The sequence below is a fragment of the Sphingomonas bacterium genome, from assembly GCF_903642285.1.
Lineage (GTDB): Bacteria > Pseudomonadota > Alphaproteobacteria > Sphingomonadales > Sphingomonadaceae > Sphingomonas.
This window is the reverse complement of the sequence record NZ_CAHJWJ010000010.1, coordinates 72,200-96,288: the sequence shown is the minus strand read 5'-3', so window position 1 is coordinate 96,288 and position 24,089 is coordinate 72,200. Positions and strand designations below refer to the sequence as shown.

Here is a 24,089-nt window from a genome sequence, read left to right as displayed (position 1 = left end):
CGCGCGGCGGCGGGGCGGGCCGCGGTCGGGGCCGCCGCGATGCTGGCGCATGAGATCAAGAACCCGTTGTCCGGCATTCGCGGCGCGGCGCAGCTGCTCGGCGCGGGCGAACTGACCAATCTGATCACAATGGAGGTCGACCGGATCGCCGCGCTGATCGACCGGATGGAGGATTTCAGCGACACCCGGCCGTTACCGCTGACCGGCGAGAACATCTATCCGCTGCTCGGCCATGCGCGGGCGGTCGCGCTGGCCGGCTTTGCGCGCGGGGTGCCGATCGAGGAGCGGTTCGACCCGTCGCTTCCGCCCGCCCGGATCAACCGCGACGCGCTGCTCCAGATCGTCATCAACCTGTTGAAGAACGCGCGCGAGGCGGTTCGCGGCGTCAGTGATCCCCTGATCGCGATCAGCACCGCCTATCGCCACGGCATGGCGATCAACCCCGCACCCGACAGGCCTCGGGTCCCGTTACCGATCGAGATATGCGTCATCGACAATGGTCCCGGCGCGCCCCCCGAAATCGCCGACGCGCTGTTCGATCCGTTCGTGTCCGGTCGTCCGGAGGGGCAGGGGCTCGGCCTTGCCCTGGTCGACAAGCTGGCGCGCGATATGGGCGGGATCGTCGAATATGCGCGCGACGGCGAACGCTCGGTGACGGTGTTCCGCCTGTTGCTGCCGAGGGCGGCGTCGTGAGCGCGGTACTGGTCTGTGACGACGACTCGGCGATCCGCATCGTCGTCGCGCAGGCGCTGCGACGGGCCGGGCATGAGGTGACCGTCACGGCGAACCTGGCGCAGCTCGACCGTGCATTGGCGCTCGCGGTTCCGGACGTGCTGGTGACCGACGTGGTCCTTCCCGATGGAGACGGGATCGATCACCTCGCAGGCGTGAACCGGCGTCATCCGTCGCTGCCCGTCATCGTCCTGTCCGCACGCAACACGCTGACCACCGCGGTGCGGGCGACCGGGGCCGGCGCGTATGAATATCTGCCCAAGCCGTTCGACCTCGACACGCTGACCCAGGCGGTTCGCGGCGCAGTCGCGCGCGGCGGCACGGCCGCGGACGATTCGACGGGGACCGAGGACGCCGCCCTGCCGCTCATCGGCAGATCGGCGGCGATGCAGGACGTTTACCGCACGATCGCGCGGGTGGTGTCGAACGACCTGACCGTGCTGGTGTCGGGCGAGTCGGGGACGGGAAAGGAGCTGGTCGCGCGCGCGATCCACGACCTCGGCCCCCGTCGCGCCGCGCCGTTCGTCGCCATCAACATGGCCGCGATCCCGCGTGAGCTGATCGAGGCGGAACTGTTCGGACACGAACGCGGTGCCTTTACCGGTGCCGCGCAGCGCAGCGCCGGACGATTCGAACAGGCGGGGGGCGGGACGCTGTTCCTCGACGAGATCGGCGACATGCCGATGGAGGCGCAGACGCGATTGCTCCGCGTGCTGCAATCGGGCGAATTCACCAGCGTCGGCGGGGCACGCACGATCCGCGCCGATGTCCGGATCGTCGCGGCGACCAATCGCGACCTGACCGCGCATGTCGCGAGCGGGCAGTTTCGCGAGGATCTGTTCTACCGGCTGAACGTGGTGCCGATCGCGCTGCCGCCGTTACGCGATCGTCGTCAGGACGTGCCGTTGCTTGCGCGGCATTTCCTCGACAGTGCCGCCGCGCAGGGCCTGCCGCGGCGTCAGCTCGGTCGCGACGCGGTCGCGGTGCTGGAGGCGCAGGATTGGCCGGGCAACGTCCGCGAACTGGAAAACCTGATGCGCCGACTCGCCGTGCTCGCGCGCGACGAGGTCATCGATGCGCAAGCATTGCGCTTCGTCGCCGGTGCCGGCGACGGTGCGGGGGCCGTGGGCGATGACGGCGGCTATCCCGATCTGGCGCAGGCCGTCCGCCGCCTGATCGAGCGGATCGGCCGTGATCGACCCGGCGCGCTCGACGAAGGCAGTTTGTACGACCGGGTGATCGCGGAAGTGGAAAGGCCGATGATCGAGATCATGCTGGCACGTCACGGCGGCAACCAGTTGCGCACCGCGCGCGCGCTCGGGATCAATCGCAACACCCTGAAGAAGCGGCTCGATCTGCTCGGGATAGCCTGACGAACGGGACATCGGAACGGTCAGCCGGCACCGATCCGCGATTCTGTGGTTTCCATGCAACAGGCGGGCATGGTACGGCTGTCCCGATGCTCGCCGTCGCGACGACCGAACCCAGGACGGCCCCGCCCGCGCGGCGGGTGCTGGTCACACCTCTGGCCGAGTTGCTGGTTCTGCTCGTCGCCATTGGCGTGGCGATATTGAGCTATGTCGTGATTTCGCGGGATCCGACGCCGCAGCAGTTGCTGAAACCCTGGCTGATCGCGTTGTTGCTCGTCGCCAACCTCGTCCTCATCATCGCGCTCATCGTGCTTGGGGCGCTGCGGATCGCACGGGCCCGCGCCGCGCGGTCGCCGATCGGGGGGGAGGGGCAGCTGCATGTCCGACTCGTGCTGCTATTCTCCGCCGTCGCCGCGGTGCCGATGCTGCTGGTCACGATCGCAGCGTCGCTGCTGTTCCAGTACGGCGTGCAATTCTGGTATTCCGACCGCGCTCGCGGCGTGTTCGAGAATGCGACCGTCCTGACGCGGATGTCGTACACCCAGATCCTTCAGCGTTGGGAGGAGGACACGGTCACGATGGCGTCGGATATCGGTCGGGAAATGGCGACGATCCGGCCGGATAGCGCGGCTTTCTACAATTATCTTGGCCGACAGATATATTTCCGGAGCCTCAACGAAGGCGCTTTGGTGCAAGTTAGGACCGACAATCGGGCGCGCGTCGTGACCAACGTCAATCCGTATGAAATTGACATGCTACGACAATTGAATCCGGAAATGATCGGTGCCTTGCGTCGCGGTCAACGAAGCGTCGTCAACGTTACGAAGAACCGCATTCAGACGGTAACGATGGTTCCCGGCACGACCGACCTTTTTCTCTATACCGCCCGATTGACCGATCCGCGCGAGATGCAGTTGCAGACCGCCCGCGCCGAATCCGCGCTCGCCAACTACCATGCGCTACTGGTCCGCGCGCGCTCGCTTCAGCTTCAGTTCAACGCGGCGCTCTTGATCCTGTCGCTGCTGATCGTCGCCTTCGCCGTGTGGGTCGCGCTAGCCGTCGCGGACCGGCTCGTCCGCCCGGTCGGCGAGCTTGTCGCTGCGGCGCGGCGCGTGGAGGGCGGGGACCTTTCGGCACGCGTGCCCTATCCGCGAACCCGCGACGAGGTCGGCACGCTTGCGGCGGCGTTCAACCAGATGACGATCCGGCTGGAACAGCAGAACGGCGCGCTGGTCACCGCGAACGACCAGCTGGAAAATCGCCGTGCGCTGATCGAGGCGGTGATGAGCGGCGTTTCGGCCGGCGTGCTGGCGGCCGCCGCGGACGGGACGATCCGGATCGCGAACCGGTCTGCGGTCGTGTTGCTCGGGGCGGATAGCGAGGGCCTTGTGGGTCGGCACCTGGCCGATGTCGCGCCCGAGCTGGCGACGTTGATCGCCGACGGCGCGCGTGAGGCCACCGCGGAAGTAGGGCCCGCCGGCGATGCGCGGACGCTGGCGGTGCGGATCGCGCGGACCGGCGCCGGGCCGATCCTGACGTTCGACGACATCACGCAGCAATTGCTGGATCAGCGTCGCGCGGCGTGGTCCGACATCGCACGGCGGATCGCACACGAGATCAAGAACCCGCTGACCCCGATCCAGCTCGCCGCCGAACGGCTCCAGCGACGCTATGGCGGCAAGGTCGACGCGGACGACACCACCTTCGCCCGGTTGACCGAGACGATCGTCCGGCAGGTCGCCGATCTGCGGCGACTGGTCGACGAATTCTCTTCCTTCGCGCGAATGCCAAAGCCCGCGTTCGGCGATGAATCGCTGGTCGATGCGGCGCGGCAGGCGATGTTCCTGCACGAGGTCGCGCATCCGACGGTCCGGTTCACGCTGGTCCATGACGATCCCGGCCCGATGATGGTGTGCGATCGCCGCCAGATCGGCCAGGCGCTGACGAACATCGTAAAGAACGCGGTCGAGGCGATCGAAACCAAGGGCGAGGCCGGTGGATCGGTGACGATGACGTTGACCGAGGAGTCCGGCCGCAGCGTCACGATCGCGGTGGCGGACGACGGCATCGGCCTGCCCCCGGATCGCGACCGGATCGTTGAACCTTATATGACGACGCGCGCGCGCGGCACCGGCCTTGGCCTCGCGATCGTCAACAAGATCGTCGAGGAACATATGGGTACGATCGTCTTCGCGGATCGGCCCGGCGGCGGAACCGTCGTGACGATGCGGTTCGATACCCGTCTTCTTCCCAAACCCGACCATGGCGACAGCGACGGCGATGTCGCCATCGCCTGGAACGGGCAGACCGCCATGCACCAAAATAATCGGACCTGATCACAATGCCGATCGATATCCTCGTCGTCGACGACGAACTCGACATCCGCGAACTCGTTGCCGGCGTGCTGGAGGACGAAGGCTATGACACGCGATCGGCCGCCGACAGCGATACCGCGCTGGAGGCGATCGCGACGCGGCGGCCGTCGCTCGTCCTGCTGGACGTCTGGTTGCAGGGCTCGCGGCTCGACGGGCTGGAGCTGCTGGACGAGATCAAGCGGCGCGATTCGTCGATTCCGGTGCTCGTCATTTCCGGCCACGGCAATATCGACACCGCGGTTGCCGCGATCCGCAAAGGCGCGTCGGACTTCATCGAAAAGCCGTTCGAGGCGGAACGACTGCTGCTGATGGTGGCCCGTGCGACCGAGACCGAGCGGCTGCGTCGCGAAGTCGCGACACTGCGCGCCAGCATCGGTTACGAGAATGATCTGACCGGCAGTTCGACCTCGATCAACGGCGTCCGCGCCACGTTGAAGCGGGTGGCGGCGACAGGCAGCCGGGTGCTGCTGATGGGAGCGGCGGGTGTCGGCAAGGAGGTCGCCGCGCGGCTGCTCCATGGCTGGAGCCAGCGGCTGGAGGCACCCTTCATCATCGTCAGCGCGGCGCGGATGACGCCCGAGCGGGTCGAGGAGGAGTTGTTCGGGGTCGAGGAAACGGGCGATCTCGTGCGGCCCGGCCTGCTCGAACAGGCGCATGGTGGCACATTGTTTCTCGACGAGATCGCCGACATGCCGATCGCGACGCAGGGACGCATCCTGCGTGTCCTGACCGACCAGAGCTTCACGCGGATCGGCGGCACGCGGATCGTCAAGGTCGACGTCCGCGTCGTATCCGCCACCGCGCGCAACCTCGTCGACGAGATCGCCGAGGGTCGGTTCCGCGAGGACCTGTATTACCGGCTGAACGTCGTGCCGGTCATGATCCCGCCGCTCGCCGATCGCCGCGAGGACATCCCCGCACTCGTCGAACATTTCATCGCGCACTACGCCGCGGAACGCCGCGTTCCGACCCCCGACATCGCCGCCGATGCGATGGTCGCGATGCAGAGCTATGACTGGCCGGGCAATGTCCGTCAGCTTCGCAACGTCGTCGAACGGACGATCATTCTCGCGCCGGGCGACCGGATCGGCCGGATCGATCTCGACCTGCTACCGGCCGAAGTGCTGGGCGGACAGTCCGACGGGGGCGGGGCGGGCGCGATCATGGGCACGCCGCTGCGCGAGGCGCGCGAGACGTTCGAGCGTGAATATCTGAAGGTCCAGATCCGTCGCTTCTCCGGCAATATCTCGCGGACCGCCAGTTTCATCGGAATGGAGCGATCGGCGCTCCACCGAAAACTGAAGCTGCTCGGCCTCACGGAAAGCCGGGACGATTGAGCGTACCACTGGACGCCGGCCACCGGGCTTCATAGATATCGTCACCGTCGCCCTGCCGGGTGGCGTTCCGACGTCGGGGAAACGACGCAGTCGCGGGCCAATGTCCCGCCAAGAAGAAAGATCGACGCTATGGCCGACAAATCCGGGTCGCTTCAGGACCTGTTCCTCAACGCGCTTCGACGGACGAAGACTCCTGTCACGATGTTCCTCGTCAAGGGCGTGAAGTTGCAGGGTATCGTCACGTGGTTCGACAATTTCTCCGTACTGCTGCGCCGCGACGGCCAGTCGCAGTTGATCTACAAGCACGCGATCTCCACGATCATGCCGGCGGGCCATATGGATGTGACCGCCATCGTCGAAGGGGCGGCGGAATCGGCCAAGAAACATCCGTTGTTGCAGGAGATTTTCCTGAGCGCGGTACGCAAGTCCGATGCGAACGTCGTCATGTTCCTCGTCAACGGCGTGATGCTCCAGGGGCAGATCGCGGGGTTCGATCTGTTCTGTATGCTGCTGCAGCGTGAGGGCATGACGCAACTCGTCTACAAACATGCGGTTTCGACGGTCCAGCCGACCGAGGCGCTCAACCTGGCCGAAGAATCGGCGGATACGGACGAGGATTGAAGGGGGATACGGTGAGCACCGGGTTCGACCGCGACCGCGACGAGTTCACCCGCGGCGCACGTGCGATCGTCGTCCTGCCCGACCAGGGCGGCAGCGAACGGGATGCAGAGGCGCGCCTGGCGGAGACGGCCGGCCTCGCTGCTGCGATCGGCATCGTCGTCGCGGATCGTATCGCGCTGAAGGTTCGCGCGCCGCGTCCCGCGACGCTGATCGGCAGCGGGCAGGCGGATCAGCTCGCCACCTCGGTGCAGCAGGACCACGCCGACCTCGTGATCTTCGATGCGCCGCTCAGCCCGGTCCAGCAGCGCAATCTCGAGACCACGCTGAAGGCGAAGGTCATCGATCGGACCGGGTTGATCCTCGAGATTTTCGGCGAACGCGCTGCCACGGCCGAGGGGCGACTGCAGGTCGAACTTGCGCATCTCGACTATCAGGCGGGGCGGCTGGTGCGGAGTTGGACCCATCTGGAACGTCAGCGCGGCGGGTTCGGCTTTCTCGGCGGCCCGGGCGAAACGCAGATCGAGGCGGATCGCCGCTTGATCCGCGACCGCATGGCGAAACTCCGCCGCGAACTCGATCACGTCAGTCGTACCCGCGGCCTCCACCGTGATCGTCGGCAGCGTGCACCGTGGCCGGTGATCGCGCTGGTCGGGTATACGAATGCCGGAAAGTCGACATTGTTCAATCGCCTGACGGGTGCCGACGTCATGGCGGAAAACCTGTTGTTCGCCACGCTCGACCCGACACTTCGCCAGATCGGCTTGCCCGGCATCGAAAAGGCGATCCTTTCCGACACCGTCGGATTTGTATCGGATTTGCCGACGCAGCTGGTGGCGGCGTTCAAGGCGACGCTGGAAGAGGTCGTGTCGGCGGACCTGCTGCTTCACATCCGCGACATCGCACATCCCGATACCGAGGCGCAGGCGAACGATGTCGAGGCCGTGCTGACCGAGATCGGCGTCGACGATCAGACGCCGCGGATCGAAGTCTGGAACAAGATCGACCTGCTTGCGCACGACGAACGCGATGCCGCGCTGGCGCGGGCCGAACGGGAAGGGGATGTCATCCTCGTCTCGGCGCTCGACGGCGACGGGATCGATGGTCTGATCGCGCATCTGTCGACGATGCTGACGGCCACGCATCACCGCTACGACGTCACGCTTGAGGCCGCCGACGGGGCGGGGGCGGCGTGGCTCCATGCGCATGGCGAAGTGTTGGGCAGCGCCGATGAGGGCATGACGACGACCTATTCGGTGCGCTTGTCGGACGCCGATTACGACCGGTTCAGCCGCCGCGACGCTTGATCGTCTGCCACAACGCCTCCTTGGCATTCAGGTCAAGCGCCTCGAAGCCGGCACCGGCTTCGGCCTCCATCGCGCGGAAACGGCCTTCGAACTTGCCGTTCGCGCGCCGCAAAGCCGATTCCGGATCGACGCCCTGGTGCCGCGCCCAGTTGACGACGGCGAACAACAGATCGCCGATTTCCTCGGCCACATGATCCGCCGTGGCGGCCTCTTCGACCTCCGCCAATTCCTCGTCGATCTTGGCGCGCGGACCCTCGGCGTCAGGCCAGTCGAACCCGACCCGCGCGGCACGCTTCTGCAGTTTCTCCGCGCGGAGCAAAGCGGGTAATTCTCGTGCGACCCCGGCCAGTGCACTGGTGTCCGTCTTGCCGGCACGTTCGCCCGCCTTGATCGCCTCCCATCCGGGACTGGCCGACGCGCCGCCGAAGATGTGCGGATGTCGGCGTTCCATCTTGTCGCTGATCGCAGCGACCACATCGGGCAGCGCGAACACGCCGGCTTCCTCGGCAATCCGTGCGTGAAAGACGACCTGAAGCAGCAGATCGCCGAGCTCGTCCTTCAGATCGGCGATATCGTTACGCTCGATGGCGTCGGAGACCTCATAGGCTTCTTCGATCGTGTACGGCGCGATCGACGACCAGCTTTGCGCGCGATCCCATTCGCAACCAGAAACCGGGTCGCGCAATCGCCTCATGATTGCAACCAGACGTTCGATCGTCATGAGAGGACCCCCGAGAAAACCCCGACCACCTAGAACGATAATATACATTATGTAAATCTTACTTCGTTTTGGGTTCGAGGACGAGGGTGCGCCCATCCACGCGCCAGGATGCCAGGCGCGACAGGAAATTCATCCCGATCGCATCGGCATCGCCGAACGCCGGTGATACGACTACCGGGAGATCGGCGACCCGGATCGAGCCGACGGTGACTAGGCGCGCAGTCGCCGCGCGCGCTGCGATCGGGCCGTTGGCGGTATCGAGCACGACCGGAAACGGCCGCTCGTCGAGCGTGATGCCGGCGGCTTTTGCAGTGGCTTCGGACAATGCCGTCGTCGTAGCGCCACTGTCGACCAGCATCGTGGTTTTCACGCCGTTAACCACGACATCGGCGTGGAAATGCCCGTCTTCGCCCATCGCGATCCGTGTCGTCGAACCATCGAAATGCTGATCGCTCAACAATCCGGTCAATGCCGTGAAGCGACCGCGCTCGCTGACGATCAACAGTCCGATAGCGAGGATCGTCAGCCACGCTGCCGCCATCTTCAGCGTCCGCCCGATCGGCACGCGACGCGCGATCAGCGCGGATAGCGGCAGGATCAGCAACACGCAGGCAAAGGCGATATCGGCCGCGCGACCGGCGGTCACAACCTGAATTCCAGCCCGTCATATCCCGGCTCGACGCCGTCCGGCAGTTCGGCGGCAAGGGTCGCATAGTCCATCGTGTGATCCATGTGGATCAACGCAGAACGACCGGGCTTCATGATTTCGATCCATCGCAGCACCGTCGGCAGATTTGCATGCGTCGGATGCGGTCGGCGTCGAAGCGCATCGACGATCCAGACGTCGAGCCCCTGATAGAGCGCGGCCATCTTGCCGGTCACGTCGCTGAAATCCGTGGCGTATCCGATGGCGTGTCCATCGGCCTCGAACCGCAGGCCCGCGGAACTGATATGGCCATGTGGCTGATCGACGACGCGAATCATGATCGATCCGATCGTGATCGCATCTGGCAGGACTTCGCCGAGGATCGTCGCCGGATAGCCCTCGCGTCCTGCAAATGCGTAGGCGAAGCGCGTGCCGATCGCCGTCAGCACCGGCTCCCGGGCCAACCCGCGGACGGGATGGCCCATCGCGTGATAGACCTGACGGAGATCGTCGATCCCGTGGCAATGATCGGCGTGGTCGTGCGTCCATATCACCGCGTCGACCGACGCGACATCAGCCGCCAGCAACTGCTCGCGCATGTCCGGGCTGGTATCGACGAGAATACGTGTGCCGGCATGTTCGACGAGCAGCGAGGCGCGCGTGCGCCGGTTGCGCGGTTCGGCCGGATCGCATTCGCCCCAGTCGCGACCGATACGTGGAACGCCGGACGACGTTCCTGACCCGAGAATGCGTGCCTTCATGCGTTCGTCTTGGCGAACAATGTGTGAAAATTTGCCGCAGTCCGATCGGCCAGCGACGCCGGATCGTCGCCGCGCAGCTTGGCGAGGAAGCGCACCGTGTCCGCGACGAACGCAGGTTCGCCGCGCTTTCCTCGGTGCGGCACGGGTGCGAGAAACGGCGCGTCGGTTTCCACAAGCAGCCGGTCGACCGGTAATCGCGCGGCGATCGTCTGCAGGTCGGTCGCGTTCTTGAACGTCACGATGCCGGAGATCGAGATGTACATTCCCATGGCCAGCGCCTTGTCCGCGAACGCCGCGCTGGACGTGAAGCAATGGATGACGCCGGAATAGGTCCCCTTCCCCATCTCCTCGGCCATGATCGCTGCGGTGTCGTCCTCCGCATCGCGCGTGTGGACGACGATAGGCAGCCCGGTTTCACGTGCCGCCGCGATGTGCGCGCGAAAACACGTCCGTTGGCTGGTCCGGTCCGAACGGTCGTAGTGATAGTCGAGCCCGCTTTCGCCCAGCCCGACGACCTTCGGATGCGCCGCGGCTGCGATCAGCCGTTCGGTGCCGATATCCGGATGCTTGTCGGCGTCGTGCGGATGGATGCCGATCGTCGCCCAGACATCGGGCTCGCGCTCTGCGGTGGCGATCACGGCATCCCATTCCGACTCGCGCGTCGAAATGTTGAGCATCGCGGTCACGCCGCCGGCGCGGGCACGGGCGAGGATGGCGCGCTGCTCCTCGAACACACCTTCGTAATTCAGGTGGCAATGGCTATCGGCGAGCATCAGCCTACCTCCACCGGCAGTTCGAGCCGCGGAAAGATCGGCGATGGTGGTGCGATCCGGGACGTTGCGGCGGTGCGATCGTACCAGCCGTCATCGTCGATCGCGGCATGGTCGCGCTCGGTCGCGCCGATCTGATCGAGCATTTTTGCCGCAGCTACCGGAACGACCGGCAGGATCGTGATCGCCAGCATGCGGATCGCGCGAACGAGCGTCCGCAGTACCGCGTGCATCCGCTCCGGATCGGTCCTGCGGAGCGCCCACGGTGCCTGCGCGTCGATATACTGGTTGCACGCGAAGACGCCGCGCATCCACGCCTCGATTCCCTGCGACAATGCAAGATTGCCGAACGCCGCCCCGAATGCGGCGCAGGCCAGGACCATCTCTTCGATCAGTATGCCATCCGCAGGATCGGCCCGCCCGGGCCCGGGAAACGCGCCGTCGAGGTTCTTGGCAATGAACGACAGGGTGCGCTGCGCCAGGTTACCGAAGCTGTTCGCCAGTTCGGCGTTCACCCGGGTCACGATCGCTTCGGCCGAATAGCTGCCGTCCTGCCCGAAACTGACGTCGCGCAGCAGGAAATAACGCAGCGCATCGACCCCGAAAGCCTCCGCGAGTTCGATCGGATCGACAACGTTGCCGATCGATTTCGACATCTTCTCGCCGCGGTGAAGCAGGAAGCCGTGCCCGAACACCTGCTTCGGCAGCGCGATGCCGGCGGAAAGCAGGAAGGCGGGCCAGTAGACGGCATGAAACCGGACGATGTCCTTGCCGATCAGATGCAGATCCGCGGGCCAGTATTTCCAGTCCGCACCTTCGTCCGGATACCCCAGTCCCGACAGATAATTGGTCAGCGCATCCACCCAGACATACATGACATGCCCGTCAGCGCCGGGTACGTTCACGCCCCAGTCGAAACTGGTGCGCGAGACGGACAGATCGGACAGCCCGCCTTCGACGAAGCGGACCACTTCGTTGCGGCGGCTTTCGGGGCGGATGAAATCGGGGTTCGCGGCGAACAGGTCGAGCAGCGGCTGCTGATACGCGGACAGGCGGAAGAACCAGCTCTCCTCCGCGGTCCATTCCACCGGAGTGCCCTGCGGCGACCGGCGATCTTTGCCCTCCCCCGTCAATTCCTTCTCATCGTAGAATGCCTCGTCGCGGACCGAATACCAGCCTTCATAGCGGCTCGGATACAGATCGCCGCTTGCCGCCATCGCTTGCCATAGCGCCTGGCTGGCAGCGTGGTGCGCGTCCTCGGTGGTGCGGATGAAGCGATCATAGGAGATAGCGAGAGCGTCGCACATCGCCTTGAAATGTCCCGCCATCTCGTCAGCGAGATCGCGCACCGACGTGCCGGCGGCGCGAGCGGCCTGGACCATTTTCAGACCATGTTCGTCGGTACCGGTCTGGAAGCGCACATCGCGCCCGGTCTGGCGCTGGAACCGTGCGATCGCGTCGGCGGCGATCGCCTCATAGGCATGGCCGATATGCGGGCGACCATTGGGGTAGCTGATCGCGGTCGTGATATAATAGGGTTCGGCCATGCGAATGGCCCTAGCGCGCGGTCCCGGACGCGTGAAGCCCCGCGACGATCCCCGCCATCTCGAATACCGTCGCCTGCGCGTCGAGCGACAGGCCGATCGCGGCCCCCGACAGGTCGCGCGCACGGGAATGCGCGTCGAGCGCCTGCGCTAGCGCCCCGCCGGTGCGCGTACGGGCGAGCCGCGCGATGATCGTCGGCGCACGGTCGAGAAACGCCTCGTACCGGGGCTGTGCCGCCTTGCCGCCGAGCGCCTTGGCCAGTTTCACCCGGCGTGCGTTATCGGGATCGCCGTCTGCCGCGATGGCGTCGATCGCCCCATCGAGCCCGGCGATATCGAGCCCGGCGAACCGCAGGCCGCGTCCCGGCGATCCGCCGCCGGCGCGGACCAGCGCCGCGATCTCCCCGTCGCTCGCCTCGGGTCGCGCCGATCGGATCGCGGCCGCGACATCGTCGTCGTTCAATGTCTCGAACCGCAACAGCCGGCAGCGCGATCGGATCGTCGGCAGCAATCGTCCCGGCGCGTGGCTGATCAACAGGAAGATCGTCCCGGAGGGCGGCTCCTCGAGATTCTTGAGCAGCGCGTTCGCCCCCGCGCGTTCGAGATCGTCGATCGCATCGATCACCACGACCCGCGCCGCGGCCATCGACGGCGCGGTCGCGAACATCGGCTGAAGTCCGCGAACCTGCGCGATCGTGATGCTGCGCGCGAGATCCTGATCGGGCTTGTCCACGTCCTTCGGCAGGCGGCGCAGCAGACGGAAATCGGGATGCGACCCGGCCTCGATCAACCCGCGTGTCCGATCGCCGGGCGGAACATCGAAGTCGCCTTCGAAGCCGCGCGCCCCGGCGCTTTCCGACAACATGCGGATCGCCGCGGTTCTGGCGAAACCGGCCTTGCCGATCCCCTCCGGCCCGGCGATCAGCCAGGCATGATGCATCGACGGTCCCGATAGTGCCGCACGGAACGCCGCCTGGCCCGCGCGATTGCCGACGATCGTCACCCTAGAGCAGCGACGTCAGGCCACTCCACGCGCGGCCGAAGAAGCCGGCCTTGCCGACATCCTTCGCGGCGACCAGCGGCAATGTCTGTGCCGGCATGTCGGGCGAGGTCACGATCAGATCGGCGATGTGCTGCCCGGCCTTGATGGGTGCCTTGATGGGGCCGTCATACACGACCTTGGCGTGCATCGCCGGAACCGCACCCGCCGCGACCGTCACGGTCAACGGGGTGGCCGCGACCAGACCGACGGTATGCGAATCGCCCATCTGGACCTCCGCCGTTTCGACCTGCTTGCCCTGCGCGACCAACGGCTTCGCCTGCCAGGCGCGGAAACCCCAGTCCATGAACTTGACCGATTCCTGAATGCGCTGGTTGAAGCTCGTAAGCCCGGCGAGCACCATGACGATCCGGCGATTGCCTTGCTGGGCGGAACCCGTGAAGCCGAACCCGGCCTCTTCGGTATGTCCCGTCTTCAGCCCGTCCGCGCCGGCGACCCGGCCGAGCAGCGGATCGCGATTGTCCTGGGTGATCGCGTTGCCACCCATGGTCTTGCCCCAGGTGAAGTTCGGCTTGGAATAGAACGTCTTGTACAATTGGGGATGGTACTGGATCGTCGCGGTCGCCAGCGTCGTCAGGTCGCGGGCGGTGACATAGGTCACGCCATTGTCGGGCCATCCGTTCGACGTGCCGAAATGGCTGTTCTTCAGCCCGATCGCGGCGGCGGTCTCGTTCATCCGATCGACGAACGCGGCCTCGGTGCCGGAAATACCCTCGGCCAGCACGACGCACGCATCGTTGCCCGACAGCGTGACGATACCCGACAGCAGGTCGGCGACGCTGACCTGTTCGTTGACCGACAGGAACATCGTCGATCCTGCGGCAGGACCGTGCCAGCGCTGCCACGTCTCGGGCCGGACCGGGAATTTCTGGTCGAGCTTCAACTCGCCCTTCTTCACCATGTCGAACGCGACGTAGACGGTCATCATCTTCGCCAGCGACGCCGGGGGCATCCGCTTGTCGGCATCGCGCGCGAACAGCACCGCGCCGGACGACAGATCCTTCATGAAGGCGATCGGTGCGGGCGTTTCGAACTGCGGTGCGGCGGCGACCGACGGCATCGCCAGCGCGATCAGCGCGACGGGGGTGAGGTAGGCGGCGATCGGTCGTGTCATGACATGAGGTCCGTGATGGCGAGGATGGTGCAGGTTTCAGTCCGCGGGCAGGATATGCGCATCGCCATAGCCGCGCGCCGCCATGGCGTCACGCGCCTCTTGCGCCGCCGCGGCACCCTGGATCGGGCCGAGCCGCACGCGCCAGAGATTGCCTGCGGGCAACACCTGCGCGGATACCGCATCGGCCAGCGCCTGTGCGCGGTCGCGGTTCGAGAAGCTGGCGATCTGGACGATATAGCGATCGTTCGCCGAGCGGGGCACCGCCGGATGCACGGGGGTCGGGGCGAACGCGGCGTCGGTCGCAACGATGCCGACGCGCGATCCGGGCGCAAGCGCGCGGACGCGGACCGACGCGACCGGGAGCCGATCGGTACCGAGCGCCCGTGCCGCCCCGCGCGACAGGTCGATGATCCGGTCGCGGCGTCCCGGTCCGCGATCGTTGATACGCACGACCACCGATCGGCCGGTGTCGACCGACGTCACCTCCGCCAACGACCCGAGCGGCAGACTGCGATGCGCCGCGGTTATCCCGTTCGGATCGAAGAAGTCGCCCGACGCGGTGCGATGGCCTGCGGCTTCCTCGCCATACCAGCTGGCGAGACCGCTGGCCTGATACGCGCCGAAGGATGCAAGCGGGATCGCCGCGCCGTGCCCCCGTCCGCTGCACGCCACCAGCAGCAACCCCGCCGCGACGGTGTGGACAAGGGCCTTACCGCGCGACGGCATCGGCGAGCAGCCCGACCGACAGGGCGTAGAAATTCGAACAGTTGTAATCGAGGATGACCCGGTAATTCCCCGTCAGCAGATAGGCCGTCTGACCGGGACCGTCGGGTTCGAGCAGCGTCGCCAGGACGGAGTCGCCCGGCCAATTGCCGGAACGGGGTGCGATACCGAGCGAGCGCCACTCCGCCATCGTCCGCCAGCCGCTGTGCCTGGCGAAGACCCGCGGGCAGCGCGGCGACATCAGGCGGTTCGTGTTATGGCTTCGGTCGAAGCCGGCGGGTACGTCGACTGCGATCCCCCAGGGCTGGCCGGGACGCCATCCGGCGTCGACGAAATAATTGCCGATCGACGCCAGCGTATCCGCATCGCTGTTCCAGATATCCACGCGGCCGTCGCCATCGCCGTCGCGCGCCAGGCGCAGATACGCCGACGGCAGGAATTGCGGATTGCCCGTCGCACCCGCCCAGCTTCCCTTCAGCCGCTCGCGCGGCACGCCGCGATCGAGCATCTTCAGCGCATCGACGAATTCGCCCGCGAACAATTCGCGCCGTCGCCCCTCATAGGCAAGCGTCGCGAGACTGCGCAGCAGGTCGAAATTGCCGGTATAGGCACCGTAATTGGTCTCGTTTCCCCAGATCGCGACCATGATCGATTCCGGCACGCCGGTTCGGCGCTCGATCGACGCGACCCGACCGCGCTGCGCCTGGTAGACCCGCTGGCCGCGCGCGATCCGCTGCGCGTCGATGTGCTGGATACGGTAGGGCGCGAACATCGCCACCGGGCCGGCGACGTCGCTGCCGGGTTGCTGCCGGTCGAGTTCGATCACGCGGGGGTTGATCGTCAGCCCGGGCAGCGCGGCATCGATCGTGGCGCGCCTGACGCCGGCGGCAAGCGCCTGCGAACGCAGCTGGCCGAGATAGGACTGGAAACCCGAATCGTCCTGCGCGCCCGCCGCACCGCCAAGCAGCGCCAACAGGGCGCAAGCCGCGAAGCGCGTCGTCCGCGCCAGGATTTGCCCCCTGCCCATCGATGGATAGTGACACAGCCGACCACCGGCCGGAACCTCATATCGTCGCACCCCTTGCACAAACGGGCGCGACCGACCTATCGGGGGCGGGATACGGAGAGATGGCCGAGTGGTTTAAGGCAGCGGTCTTGAAAACCGCCGTGGGTTCACGCTCACCGTGGGTTCGAATCCCACTCTCTCCGCCGGATGCTATCTAACCTGGCTGGCCAGCAGGTTTTCGAACGCGGTCTGGTCTATCGGTGTGCGAAACTGGCAACCGGCGAGGAAATCGTCCGCCCACATCACGTCCGCCGCGATCAGCCCGATCACGGGCAGGGTCAGCCAGATCGTCGCGCCTTTCTTGAGCGCGGAATAGGTCTGGATCCTGACCCCATGGACCGAGATATCGGTGACCTTGCACAAGGTCCGCGCCAACCCGTCCTTGCCGATCCGCGCGTTCAGCACCACCGGCGCGCGTTCCGACCGACGCCGACCCTTGCCTTCGACAGCTTCGAATTCGGCAGCGAACATCGCATCCTTTCGCCGCGGCCCGGTGTCGAGCCGCCGTGAAAGCAAATACCGGTATGTTGCCTAACGATCGGTTAAGCGGCGCTTATTTGCGAAGCGTGAGCCCACCGCCGAAACGCTTGTTGAAGCGTGCGACCTGGCCGCCGGTGTCGAGCATCGAACCGCGACCGCCGGTCCAGGCGGGATGCGCCAGCGGATCGATGTCGAGCGTCATCGTGTCGCCTTCCTTGCCCCAGGTGGAGCGAGTCTCGAACACGCTGCCGTCGGTCATCTGGACCTTGATCATGTGGTATTCGGGATGGGTATCTTTTTTCACGGGTCTTCTCCGGGCGCGGCTGGTTCCGACCAGCCAAAAGGAAGGCGCGCGCTAGCCTGCTCGCACGCAAAAGTCAAAATCGCCAAGTCGCGCTGCCGAGCGTGTCAGCCCATCTTGGGCGGGTCGGCGATCATCGCGGTAAAGGTCGCTTCCGCAACGACTTTCCCATCGATCTTCGCAATGCCTGCGAACTTGCAGACGCTGGCGCGTTTCTGGACGAACATGGCGTTAAGCTGGAGCAGCACGCCCGGTTCGACAGGCTTGCGGAATTTCGCGCCGTCGATCGCCATGAAATAGACGAGCTTGCCGGTCCCGGCGAGCCCGAGCGATTCGACCGCGAGGATTCCCGCCGCCTGTGCCAGCGCCTCGACGATCAGCACGCCGGGCATGATCGGGCGGAAGGGAAAATGCCCCTGGAAGAACGGCTCGTTGATCGTCACCGCCTTGATCGCGTCGATCGACACATCGGGCACGATGGCGACGACGCGGTCGACCAGCAACATGGGGTAACGATGCGGCAGCGCCGCCATGATCCGCCCGATATCGAGCGCCCCCCCGGCGGTTGCCGGGGGGGAAACGCTACCATCCGTCCTGTCGGTCACTATGATGCTATCATCGGCCCGAAGGCTGGCGACGCGTCGGCGCGGCGGCGGGGGCGGCACCGGGCGCGCCCGCTGCCTGACCGGGTACATAGCCGCCGGGCGGTGTCGCGTTCACGCTCGGCACGACCGCATCGAGCTGGGTGGTGATCGCGGGGGTCAGGTCCGACGCGGGCTGGATGACATAGGCACCGTCGGGCTTCAGCAGCAGCGTGACGCCGCGCGCCTTCATCGCCGCGGTCACCGCATCGGCCAGCTTGGGCTGGATCTGCTCGAGCGCATAGGCCTGCGCGCGCTGGATCGGTGCGCTGATCCCGCCCAGTTCCTGACGCGCGGCGTTTTCCCGGGTCTGGATCGTGGTCGCTTCCGACTGAAGCGTCGCCTGCGCGACGTTTGCGCGCTGGTCGGCCTGGAACTTCGTCACCAGCGGTGCCAGCTCGGCCTGGATCGCGGCCTGGCGGGTCTGCAACTGGGTGATCGCGGACGCATAGGTCGTGCGGATCGTCGCGGCGGCGGCCTGGAACGCCTTGGTATTCTCCATCGCGGCCTGCGGGTCGGCGACGGCGACGGCCTGCGCCTGTGCGGCGTTGGCGACGAACATGGCCGGCGCGATGGCGGCGGCGGCGAGGAGCATGTGTTTGAAGGTCATCAGAAGCTCGTTCCTACGTTGAAGGTGATGAGTTTGGGGTCGTCGCCCGGTTGCGTGAGCAATGCCTTGGCAAGATCGATGCGCAGCGGGCCGAACGGCGAGTTCCAGTTGACACCGATACCGATCGACAGTCGCGGACGCGCCGAATTGCCAAGATATTGTTCCTTATACGGACCATAGCTGTTTGCATAAAGGACGCAGGTATTGGTCGAACCCGCTACGATCGGCGGACATGTCGGCACGATCGTCGTCGTACCGGCCGTATTGTCCGTAAATTCAAACTGTTGCTGACCGTTTGTGTCGAGAATGGGCGTCGTGATCGGCAGGACGATGGTATTGCCATTTGCGTCCGTTCCCGTAGGATAGCAGTTGCTTGTCTGCCCCGTCGCACAAGCGGTGTTCAGTACGGGTGCCTTCACGTCGAACAATGCGCCCGTCTGGATGTAGATCGAAGGCCGCAGCCCCAGTTCCTTGGCACCAGCACCGAGCGGCAGTTCCAATTCGAGCCGACCGAGATAATAGGCGTCGCCGCCCAGCGCATCGTCGACGATGTTGTCCTTGCCGCCCATCAACACCTGATTGCCGTTCGCGTCCGTCGTGTAGGGCGTACGCGTCACGCGCGGTCCGACGCCGCGGATGTCGAAACCGCGGAACTGGGGTTCGCCAAGGAAGAAGCGATCGGTGATGCGGACGCCATCGACGCCGATCGGCTTGGAGCCTTCCAGCGACTTGATATACCCGCCCTCCGCAACCGCGGACAGGACGAAGCCGCTACCCAGCCCCCAATATTTGGCCCCTTCCAGCCGCGTCTTGATATAGCGCACGTCGCCGCCGAGCCCGGCGAAATCCTGGCTGAACGAGAAGCGCGAACCCTTGGTCGGACGCAGCCGGCTGTTCAGGCTGTCATAAGCGATGGTGTAGCCGACCGACGACGTCACACGATTGCCGAGCGCCTCGCAAAGATAGGTGCCGGCGACCAGATTGTTGCACGATCCGTCGGCGTTGAAATAGTTCGCCGCCAGTCCGACCTGATCGTAGGACAGGCCATAGCGCGCTTGCAGCGCCCAGAATTCGGTGAGCGGGATACCGGCACGAATCTGGAACCCCGTCGATACCTGACTATACGTCGTCTGTTTCGTGTCGCCGGTATAGTTGAACGAATTGTAATCGCGCCGGAAGATATCGCCGCCGACCGCGATGTTCTTGTCGAACAGATACGGTTCGGTAAAGCCCAGCTCGACCGACTTGGAATAATAGGAATAATTGACGCCGAGGCGGAGTTCCTGACCCTTGCCGCGGAAATTGCGCTGGGTGATGTTGGCCTGGATGATGAACTGTTCGAGGCTCGAATAACCGGCCGACAGCTGCAGTTCGCCGGTCGACTTTTCCTCGACGTTCGCGTCCAGTACCACCCGGTCGGGTGCGGAACCCGCGGTGTTCTTGATCTCGAACTTGTCCTGGAAATAACCGAGCGAGTTGATCCGGTCCTGGCTTCGCTTGACCTGGAAGGTGTTGAACGCATCCCCTTCCGCCAGGCGGATTTCGCGGCGGATCACCTTGTCCTGCGTCTGCGTGTTGCCGGTGATGTTCACGCGCTCCACATAGGTGCGCTGCGCCTGCGCGATGTGGAAATTGATCCCCATCGTCAGCGCGTCTTTGTTCTTGTCGAACTCCGGATCGACGTCGGTGAAGGCATAACCGAACAGGCCAGCGGTCTGGCTGAGCTTGTCGATCGTGTCCTCGATCAGCTTGGCGTTGTACCAATCGCCCTTCTTGGGCTCCAGCGAGGCGGCGAGCTTGGTATTGTCGAAGTCGCGGATATCGCTGTCGACGGTGATGTCGCCGAACTTGTAGCGCGGCCCTTCCTCGACGACATAGGTGATGATGAAGTTGCTCTTGTCCGGGGTCAGCTCGGCCACCGCGGACGTGACGCGGAAATCGGCATAACCCTCGGTCAGGTAGAACTGGCGCAGCTTCTGTTGGTCATACGCCAGCCGGTCCTGATCGTAGGAGGTGTTCGACGACAACAGGCGGAACCAGCGCGACTGCTTGGTCGCCATCTGCTCGCGCAGCTTGTTGTCGGTGAACACCTGGTTGCCCAGGATGTTGATCTGCTGGACCTTGGACTTCGGCCCTTCGTTGACCTCGAACACGATGTCGACGCGGTTCTGGTCGAGGCTGACCATCTTGGGATCGACCGTCGCGGCGAAGCGCCCCTGCCGGCGATACAGTTCGACGATGCGCGCGACATCGGCGCGGACCGCGGACCGTGTGAAGATCTGCCGCGGCGCGAGCTTGATCTCCTTCTTGATCTTGTCTTCCTTGATGCGCTTGTTGCCTTCGAGGATCACCCGGTTGATGATCGGGTTCTCGCGGACGCGCAGGACGATGTCGCCGGTCGCGACACCGGAGATCGAATAGTCGGCGAACAGGTCGCTGGCCGCGAGATCCTTCAGCGCCTGGTCGAGCGTCTCCGCGGTGTAGGGCTGGCCGATACGCAGCTTGATATAGGACAGCACCGTCTCGGGTTCGATGCGCTGCGATCCCTCGACGCGAAGCGACTTGATCAGGCGGACGGGGGCCGGGGTCGCAGCGGCGGCGGGAGCGGCGGGTGGCGTCGCCTTCGGACCGGCGGGCGCGGTCTGTGCAAGCGCGGGCACTCCCGACAGCATCGTGCCCGCCAGCAGGAACGCGCCCGCGCACACATATTTGGAACCGTCAAAAGCTGTCACTGAAAAACCCACCCCGGAAAAGTCGCGCCGACCCCCTGCCGTGTTCGCCCTGCCCGACCTTCGTCAACCAATCAACCCGGACCGATCAGTCCGGAGATGTGCTTCCACAATCCCACGCTGGACAGATCGTTGAACGTCACCACTAGCATCAGCGCCAATATCGCCGCCAACCCGCCACGAAACGCCCATTCCTGCACCGCCGGATCGAGCGGCCGCCGGCGGATCGCCTCGATCGCGTAGAACAGCAGATGCCCACCATCCAAGAGCGGTACTGGAAGCAGGTTGATGAACCCCAGATTGATCGACACGAGCGCGATGAGAAAAACGAGCGCGTCGGGGCCGAGTGCAAGCTGTTGCCCGGAGACCTGCGCGATCTTCACCGGTCCGCCCAGCTCCTTGACCGAGCGTCGTCCGCTGATGACCTGACCCAGCGTCTCTACCGTCACCGACACGATGTCGCCGACCCGGCGGATCGCGACGCCCGGTGCTTCGAACACGCCGACCGGCGTGGCGACGGGCAGGCCGCCCTCGATCCCCAGTCGGCCGATCCGTGCCTCGTTGCCGAACCGGTCGCGTTCGACGTCGATGCCGATCGTCGCGTTCACCGCTGTCGGATGGCCGGCGCGGATCAGGTCGATCGCAACGGCATCGCCGCCGCGGATGCTGACATAGCGCGATATGTCGTCGAACGTCGCGATCGAGCGCCCGCCGATCGAAACGATCCGGTCGCCCGCCCGCAATCCCGCCCGCGCCGCCGCGCCACCGGGCACGGTGGCTCGGACGACCGGGGCCATGCGGACATCGCCATAGGCGATCGCGAAGCCGGCGAGGATCAGGATCGCGACGGCGAAGTTGACGATCGGCCCCGCCGCGACGACCACCGCGCGCTGCCAGACGGGTTTTGCCTGGAACGTGCGGTTGCGCTCCTCCGACGGCAGCGCCAGCCATTCCGCGCTCGGCACGCTCGCCGGATTCATGTCGCCGGCGAAGCGGACATAGCCGCCGAGCGGCAGCCAGCCGATCTGCCAGCGCGTGCCGCGCTTGTCCGTGAAACCCGCGATCCGGCGACCGAAGCCGATCGAGAAGGCGTCCGCCTTGATGCCGAACACGCGCCCGGCGAAATAATGGCCGAGTTCGTGGACGAACACGAGCGGCCCGACGACCAGCGCGAAGGCGAGGATGGTCAGCAGGATACCGGGGGAATGGATCAAACGGCCTTATCCTTCACGCGCGCACCGGCGACCTGGCGCGCCTCGGCATCCACCGCGATCACCGCCGCCAGCGTATCCGCAGGCGGTGGATCGTAGCGTTCCAGCGTATCCTCGACGATTGCGGCGATTTCGAGGAACCGGATGCGTCCGGCGAGGAACGCCGCGACCGCGATCTCGTTGGCGGCGTTGAGGATGGCCGGTCGCGCGCCGTCCGCATCCAAAGCCTCGCGCGCCAGTCGGATCGCGGGGAAGCGCACGGGATCGATGGCCTCGAAGTCCAGCCGGCCGATCGCGGCCAGGTCGAGCGGTGCCATCGGCGTCGCCATCCGGTCGGGCCAGGCGAGCGTGTGCGCGATCGGGACGCGCATGTCGGACTGGCCGAGCTGCGCGAGCATCGAGCCGTCGACATGATCGACCATGCTGTGGATGATCGACTGGCGGTGGACGACGATCTCGATCCGCTCGTGCGGCACCGGGAACAGACGCGCCGCCTCGATGAGTTCTAGGCCCTTGTTCATCATCGACGCCGAATCGACCGATATCTTTGCGCCCATCGACCAATTGGGATGTGCGACCGCTTCCGCCACCGTCACATGCGCCATCTGTTCCAGTGTGAAATCGCGGAACGGCCCGCCACTCGCGGTCAGCACGATCCGGCGGACGCGGTCGGGGCGCGCGAAGTCGAAACACTGGAAGACCGCATTGTGCTCGCTGTCCGCGGGTAGCAGCGTCGCACCGTGACGCGCGGCGGCGTCGAGGATCACGCGTCCGGCGGACACCAGCGGCTCCTTGTTCGCCAGCACGACGGTACAGCCGCCTTCGATCGCCGCCATGACGGGTTCGAGCCCCGCACAACCGACGATCGCCGCCATCGTCCAGTCCGCGCCGCTGCGCGCGGCCTCGTCGATCCCGGATGCGCCGCCGACCGCGCGTATGTCCGTCCCCGCGAGCGCGTCGAGCAGCGCAGGCAGGCATTTCTCGTCCGCGACCGCGGCGATCTGCGCCCGCGTACGGATCGCTGCCGCCGCCAGCCGGTCGACGTCGCAATTGGCGGTCAGCGCGACGACCCGGAACCGGTCGGGCTCGCGCTCGACCAGATCGAGCGTCGAGGTGCCGACCGAACCGGTCGCACCGAGGATGGTGACGGTCTTCATGATATCCAGGTGCGGATGCCGGATAGATTGAAAATACTGGGCAGCACGACCAGTAACGCCGCGATCGGCGCGACGGGGACGAGGCCATCGAGCCGGTCCATCACGCCGCCGTGCCCGGGCAGGATGTTGCCCGAATCCTTGACCCCCGCGCGGCGCTTCAGCCAGCTTTCGTAGAAATCGCCCGCCTGCGCCACGACGGCGAGGACGGGGGTGGCGAGCGTCAGGCGCAGCGGCAGGCCGTATACGCGGTGCAGGAACGCGGCGAACAGCGACGCGAAGACGATCCCGCCTGCCAGCCCCGCCCAGGTCTTCTTGGGACTGAGCCGCGGCCAGATCTTCGGGCCGCCGATCATACGCCCTGCGGCGTATGCGCCGATGTCGGTCGCCCAGACCAGCGCCAGCGCCCAAAGCGTGAAGACGACGCCTTCCTTCTGATGGCGGATCAGTAGCAGCGACAGGATCGGCAGCCCGACATAGATCGTCCCCAGCGCCAGCAAGCGCTTGCCCGACACGATCGCGATGAAGAACGCGGCACCGATCAGCAGGCCCAATGTCAGGAAATACGGCCCCGCCCCGGGCGGGGGCGCCATCAGCGCCAGCGGAACGAACAGGCTATATTGCGCCAACCGTTTCTGCCTCGCGGCGATGCCGTGAAGATCGGCCCATTCCGCCATCATGAACAGCCCTGCGACGACCGCCAGCAGCCAGAAGACGAAACCGCCCATGAGCAACGCGATCGTCGCGACCGAGATCAGTGCAAGACCGGTCAGGATCCGCAACGTCAATTCGGACATGCGCGGCTGAGTGACGGGCATG

At 65.7% G+C, this 24,089-nt stretch carries 22 protein-coding genes, 1 tRNA gene and 1 pseudogene; 7 read left to right on the top strand and 17 right to left on the bottom strand.

Annotated elements, in window-relative coordinates:
- The 6 genes and pseudogenes from HUU99_RS07260 to hflX form a co-directional block, all read left to right on the top strand.
- Window positions 1–693, top strand: a 693-nt coding sequence (locus tag HUU99_RS07260) for a two-component system sensor histidine kinase NtrB (RefSeq protein ID WP_174285903.1), incomplete at its 5' end; no start/stop codon positions are given.
- The gene (gene ntrC, locus HUU99_RS07255; RefSeq protein WP_174285821.1) at window positions 690–2,105 is read left to right on the top strand and encodes a nitrogen regulation protein NR(I); all 1,416 of its coding nucleotides are present in this window, start codon (window positions 690–692) and stop codon (window positions 2,103–2,105) included. The genes HUU99_RS07260 and ntrC, both read left to right, overlap by 4 nt.
- A gap of 86 nt (window positions 2,106–2,191) precedes the next feature.
- The gene (locus HUU99_RS07250) at window positions 2,192–4,438 is read left to right on the top strand and encodes a sensor histidine kinase NtrY-like (RefSeq protein ID WP_174285902.1); all 2,247 of its coding nucleotides are present in this window, start codon (window positions 2,192–2,194) and stop codon (window positions 4,436–4,438) included.
- A 5-nt stretch (window positions 4,439–4,443) separates the two neighbouring features.
- A complete protein-coding gene (gene ntrX / locus HUU99_RS07245) occupies window positions 4,444–5,814 on the top strand; it encodes a nitrogen assimilation response regulator NtrX (protein WP_174285901.1) in 1,371 nt (456 codons plus the stop codon).
- Between the two features lie 48 nt (window positions 5,815–5,862).
- Window positions 5,863–6,435: pseudogene (gene hfq, locus HUU99_RS07240) on the top strand (RNA chaperone Hfq); the annotation flags it as partial.
- A gap of 11 nt (window positions 6,436–6,446) precedes the next feature.
- The gene (gene hflX, locus HUU99_RS07235; protein WP_174285899.1) at window positions 6,447–7,739 is read left to right on the top strand and encodes a GTPase HflX; all 1,293 of its coding nucleotides are present in this window, start codon (window positions 6,447–6,449) and stop codon (window positions 7,737–7,739) included.
- Here the strand turns inward: hflX and mazG are convergent.
- Genes mazG through HUU99_RS07190 form a run of 9 tightly spaced genes read right to left on the bottom strand, consistent with a single transcriptional unit; the run spans window position 7,720 to window position 16,105 of the window.
- The gene (mazG, locus tag HUU99_RS07230) at window positions 7,720–8,460 is read right to left on the bottom strand and encodes a nucleoside triphosphate pyrophosphohydrolase (protein WP_174285898.1); all 741 of its coding nucleotides are present in this window, start codon (window positions 8,458–8,460) and stop codon (window positions 7,720–7,722) included. The genes hflX and mazG overlap by 20 nt on opposite strands.
- A gap of 58 nt (window positions 8,461–8,518) precedes the next feature.
- Window positions 8,519–9,106 (bottom strand): retropepsin-like aspartic protease family protein, encoded by a 588-nt coding sequence (locus tag HUU99_RS07225; RefSeq protein WP_254603006.1) that lies wholly within the window; start codon window positions 9,104–9,106, stop codon window positions 8,519–8,521.
- On the bottom strand, window positions 9,103–9,867 hold the full coding sequence (locus HUU99_RS07220) for an MBL fold metallo-hydrolase (protein ID WP_174285897.1): 765 nt from the start codon (window positions 9,865–9,867) through the stop codon (window positions 9,103–9,105). The genes HUU99_RS07225 and HUU99_RS07220 overlap by 4 nt, the downstream gene beginning before the upstream one ends.
- Window positions 9,864–10,640 (bottom strand): TatD family hydrolase, encoded by a 777-nt coding sequence (locus HUU99_RS07215; protein WP_174285896.1) that lies wholly within the window; start codon window positions 10,638–10,640, stop codon window positions 9,864–9,866. Before HUU99_RS07215 ends, HUU99_RS07220 begins: the two co-directional genes overlap by 4 nt.
- A complete protein-coding gene (metG, locus tag HUU99_RS07210) occupies window positions 10,640–12,184 on the bottom strand; it encodes a methionine--tRNA ligase (protein WP_174285895.1) in 1,545 nt (514 codons plus the stop codon). The genes HUU99_RS07215 and metG overlap by 1 nt, the downstream gene beginning before the upstream one ends.
- Before the next feature lie 10 nt (window positions 12,185–12,194).
- Window positions 12,195–13,184, bottom strand: a complete 990-nt coding sequence (locus HUU99_RS07205) for a DNA polymerase III subunit delta' (protein WP_174285894.1) — start codon at window positions 13,182–13,184, stop codon at window positions 12,195–12,197.
- 1 nt (window position 13,185) lies between these two features.
- Window positions 13,186–14,355 carry a D-alanyl-D-alanine carboxypeptidase family protein gene (locus HUU99_RS07200; protein WP_174285893.1) on the bottom strand — a complete coding sequence of 390 codons (1,170 nt, stop codon included), beginning with the start codon at window positions 14,353–14,355 and terminating at the stop codon, window positions 13,186–13,188.
- A gap of 36 nt (window positions 14,356–14,391) precedes the next feature.
- A complete protein-coding gene (locus tag HUU99_RS07195; RefSeq protein ID WP_174285892.1) occupies window positions 14,392–15,081 on the bottom strand; it encodes an SPOR domain-containing protein in 690 nt (229 codons plus the stop codon).
- On the bottom strand, window positions 15,065–16,105 hold the full coding sequence (locus HUU99_RS07190) for a lytic murein transglycosylase (RefSeq protein ID WP_174285891.1): 1,041 nt from the start codon (window positions 16,103–16,105) through the stop codon (window positions 15,065–15,067). The genes HUU99_RS07195 and HUU99_RS07190 overlap by 17 nt, the downstream gene beginning before the upstream one ends.
- 95 nt (window positions 16,106–16,200) lie before the next feature.
- Between HUU99_RS07190 and HUU99_RS07185 the strand changes: the two genes are divergently transcribed.
- Window positions 16,201–16,287, top strand: a tRNA-Ser gene (locus HUU99_RS07185).
- 7 nt (window positions 16,288–16,294) lie between these two features.
- On the opposite strand, the gene HUU99_RS07180 is transcribed toward HUU99_RS07185, so the two are convergent.
- The 8 genes from HUU99_RS07180 to HUU99_RS07145 form a co-directional block, all read right to left on the bottom strand.
- A complete protein-coding gene (locus HUU99_RS07180) occupies window positions 16,295–16,615 on the bottom strand; it encodes a PilZ domain-containing protein (protein ID WP_174285890.1) in 321 nt (106 codons plus the stop codon).
- A gap of 82 nt (window positions 16,616–16,697) precedes the next feature.
- Complete coding sequence (gene rpmE / locus HUU99_RS07175) at window positions 16,698–16,928, bottom strand: 50S ribosomal protein L31 (protein WP_174285889.1); 231 nt, start codon at window positions 16,926–16,928, stop codon at window positions 16,698–16,700.
- Window positions 16,929–17,032: 104 nt separating this feature from the next.
- A complete protein-coding gene (gene fabZ, locus HUU99_RS07170; protein WP_302479978.1) occupies window positions 17,033–17,530 on the bottom strand; it encodes a 3-hydroxyacyl-ACP dehydratase FabZ in 498 nt (165 codons plus the stop codon).
- A 10-nt stretch (window positions 17,531–17,540) separates the two neighbouring features.
- Window positions 17,541–18,176, bottom strand: coding sequence for an OmpH family outer membrane protein (locus HUU99_RS07165; protein WP_254603004.1), 636 nt, complete (start codon window positions 18,174–18,176; stop codon window positions 17,541–17,543).
- Window positions 18,176–20,848 (bottom strand): outer membrane protein assembly factor BamA, encoded by a 2,673-nt coding sequence (gene bamA, locus HUU99_RS07160; protein WP_174285910.1) that lies wholly within the window; start codon window positions 20,846–20,848, stop codon window positions 18,176–18,178. The genes HUU99_RS07165 and bamA overlap by 1 nt, the downstream gene beginning before the upstream one ends.
- Before the next feature lie 131 nt (window positions 20,849–20,979).
- The gene (rseP, locus tag HUU99_RS07155) at window positions 20,980–22,119 is read right to left on the bottom strand and encodes an RIP metalloprotease RseP (protein WP_174285887.1); all 1,140 of its coding nucleotides are present in this window, start codon (window positions 22,117–22,119) and stop codon (window positions 20,980–20,982) included.
- Entirely contained in the window at window positions 22,116–23,273 is a 1,158-nt protein-coding gene (dxr, locus tag HUU99_RS07150; protein WP_174285886.1) for a 1-deoxy-D-xylulose-5-phosphate reductoisomerase, read from the bottom strand. The genes rseP and dxr overlap by 4 nt, the downstream gene beginning before the upstream one ends.
- On the bottom strand, window positions 23,270–24,088 hold the full coding sequence (locus HUU99_RS07145) for a phosphatidate cytidylyltransferase (protein ID WP_254603011.1): 819 nt from the start codon (window positions 24,086–24,088) through the stop codon (window positions 23,270–23,272). The genes dxr and HUU99_RS07145 overlap by 4 nt, the downstream gene beginning before the upstream one ends.
- Window position 24,089 lies beyond the last annotated feature (1 nt).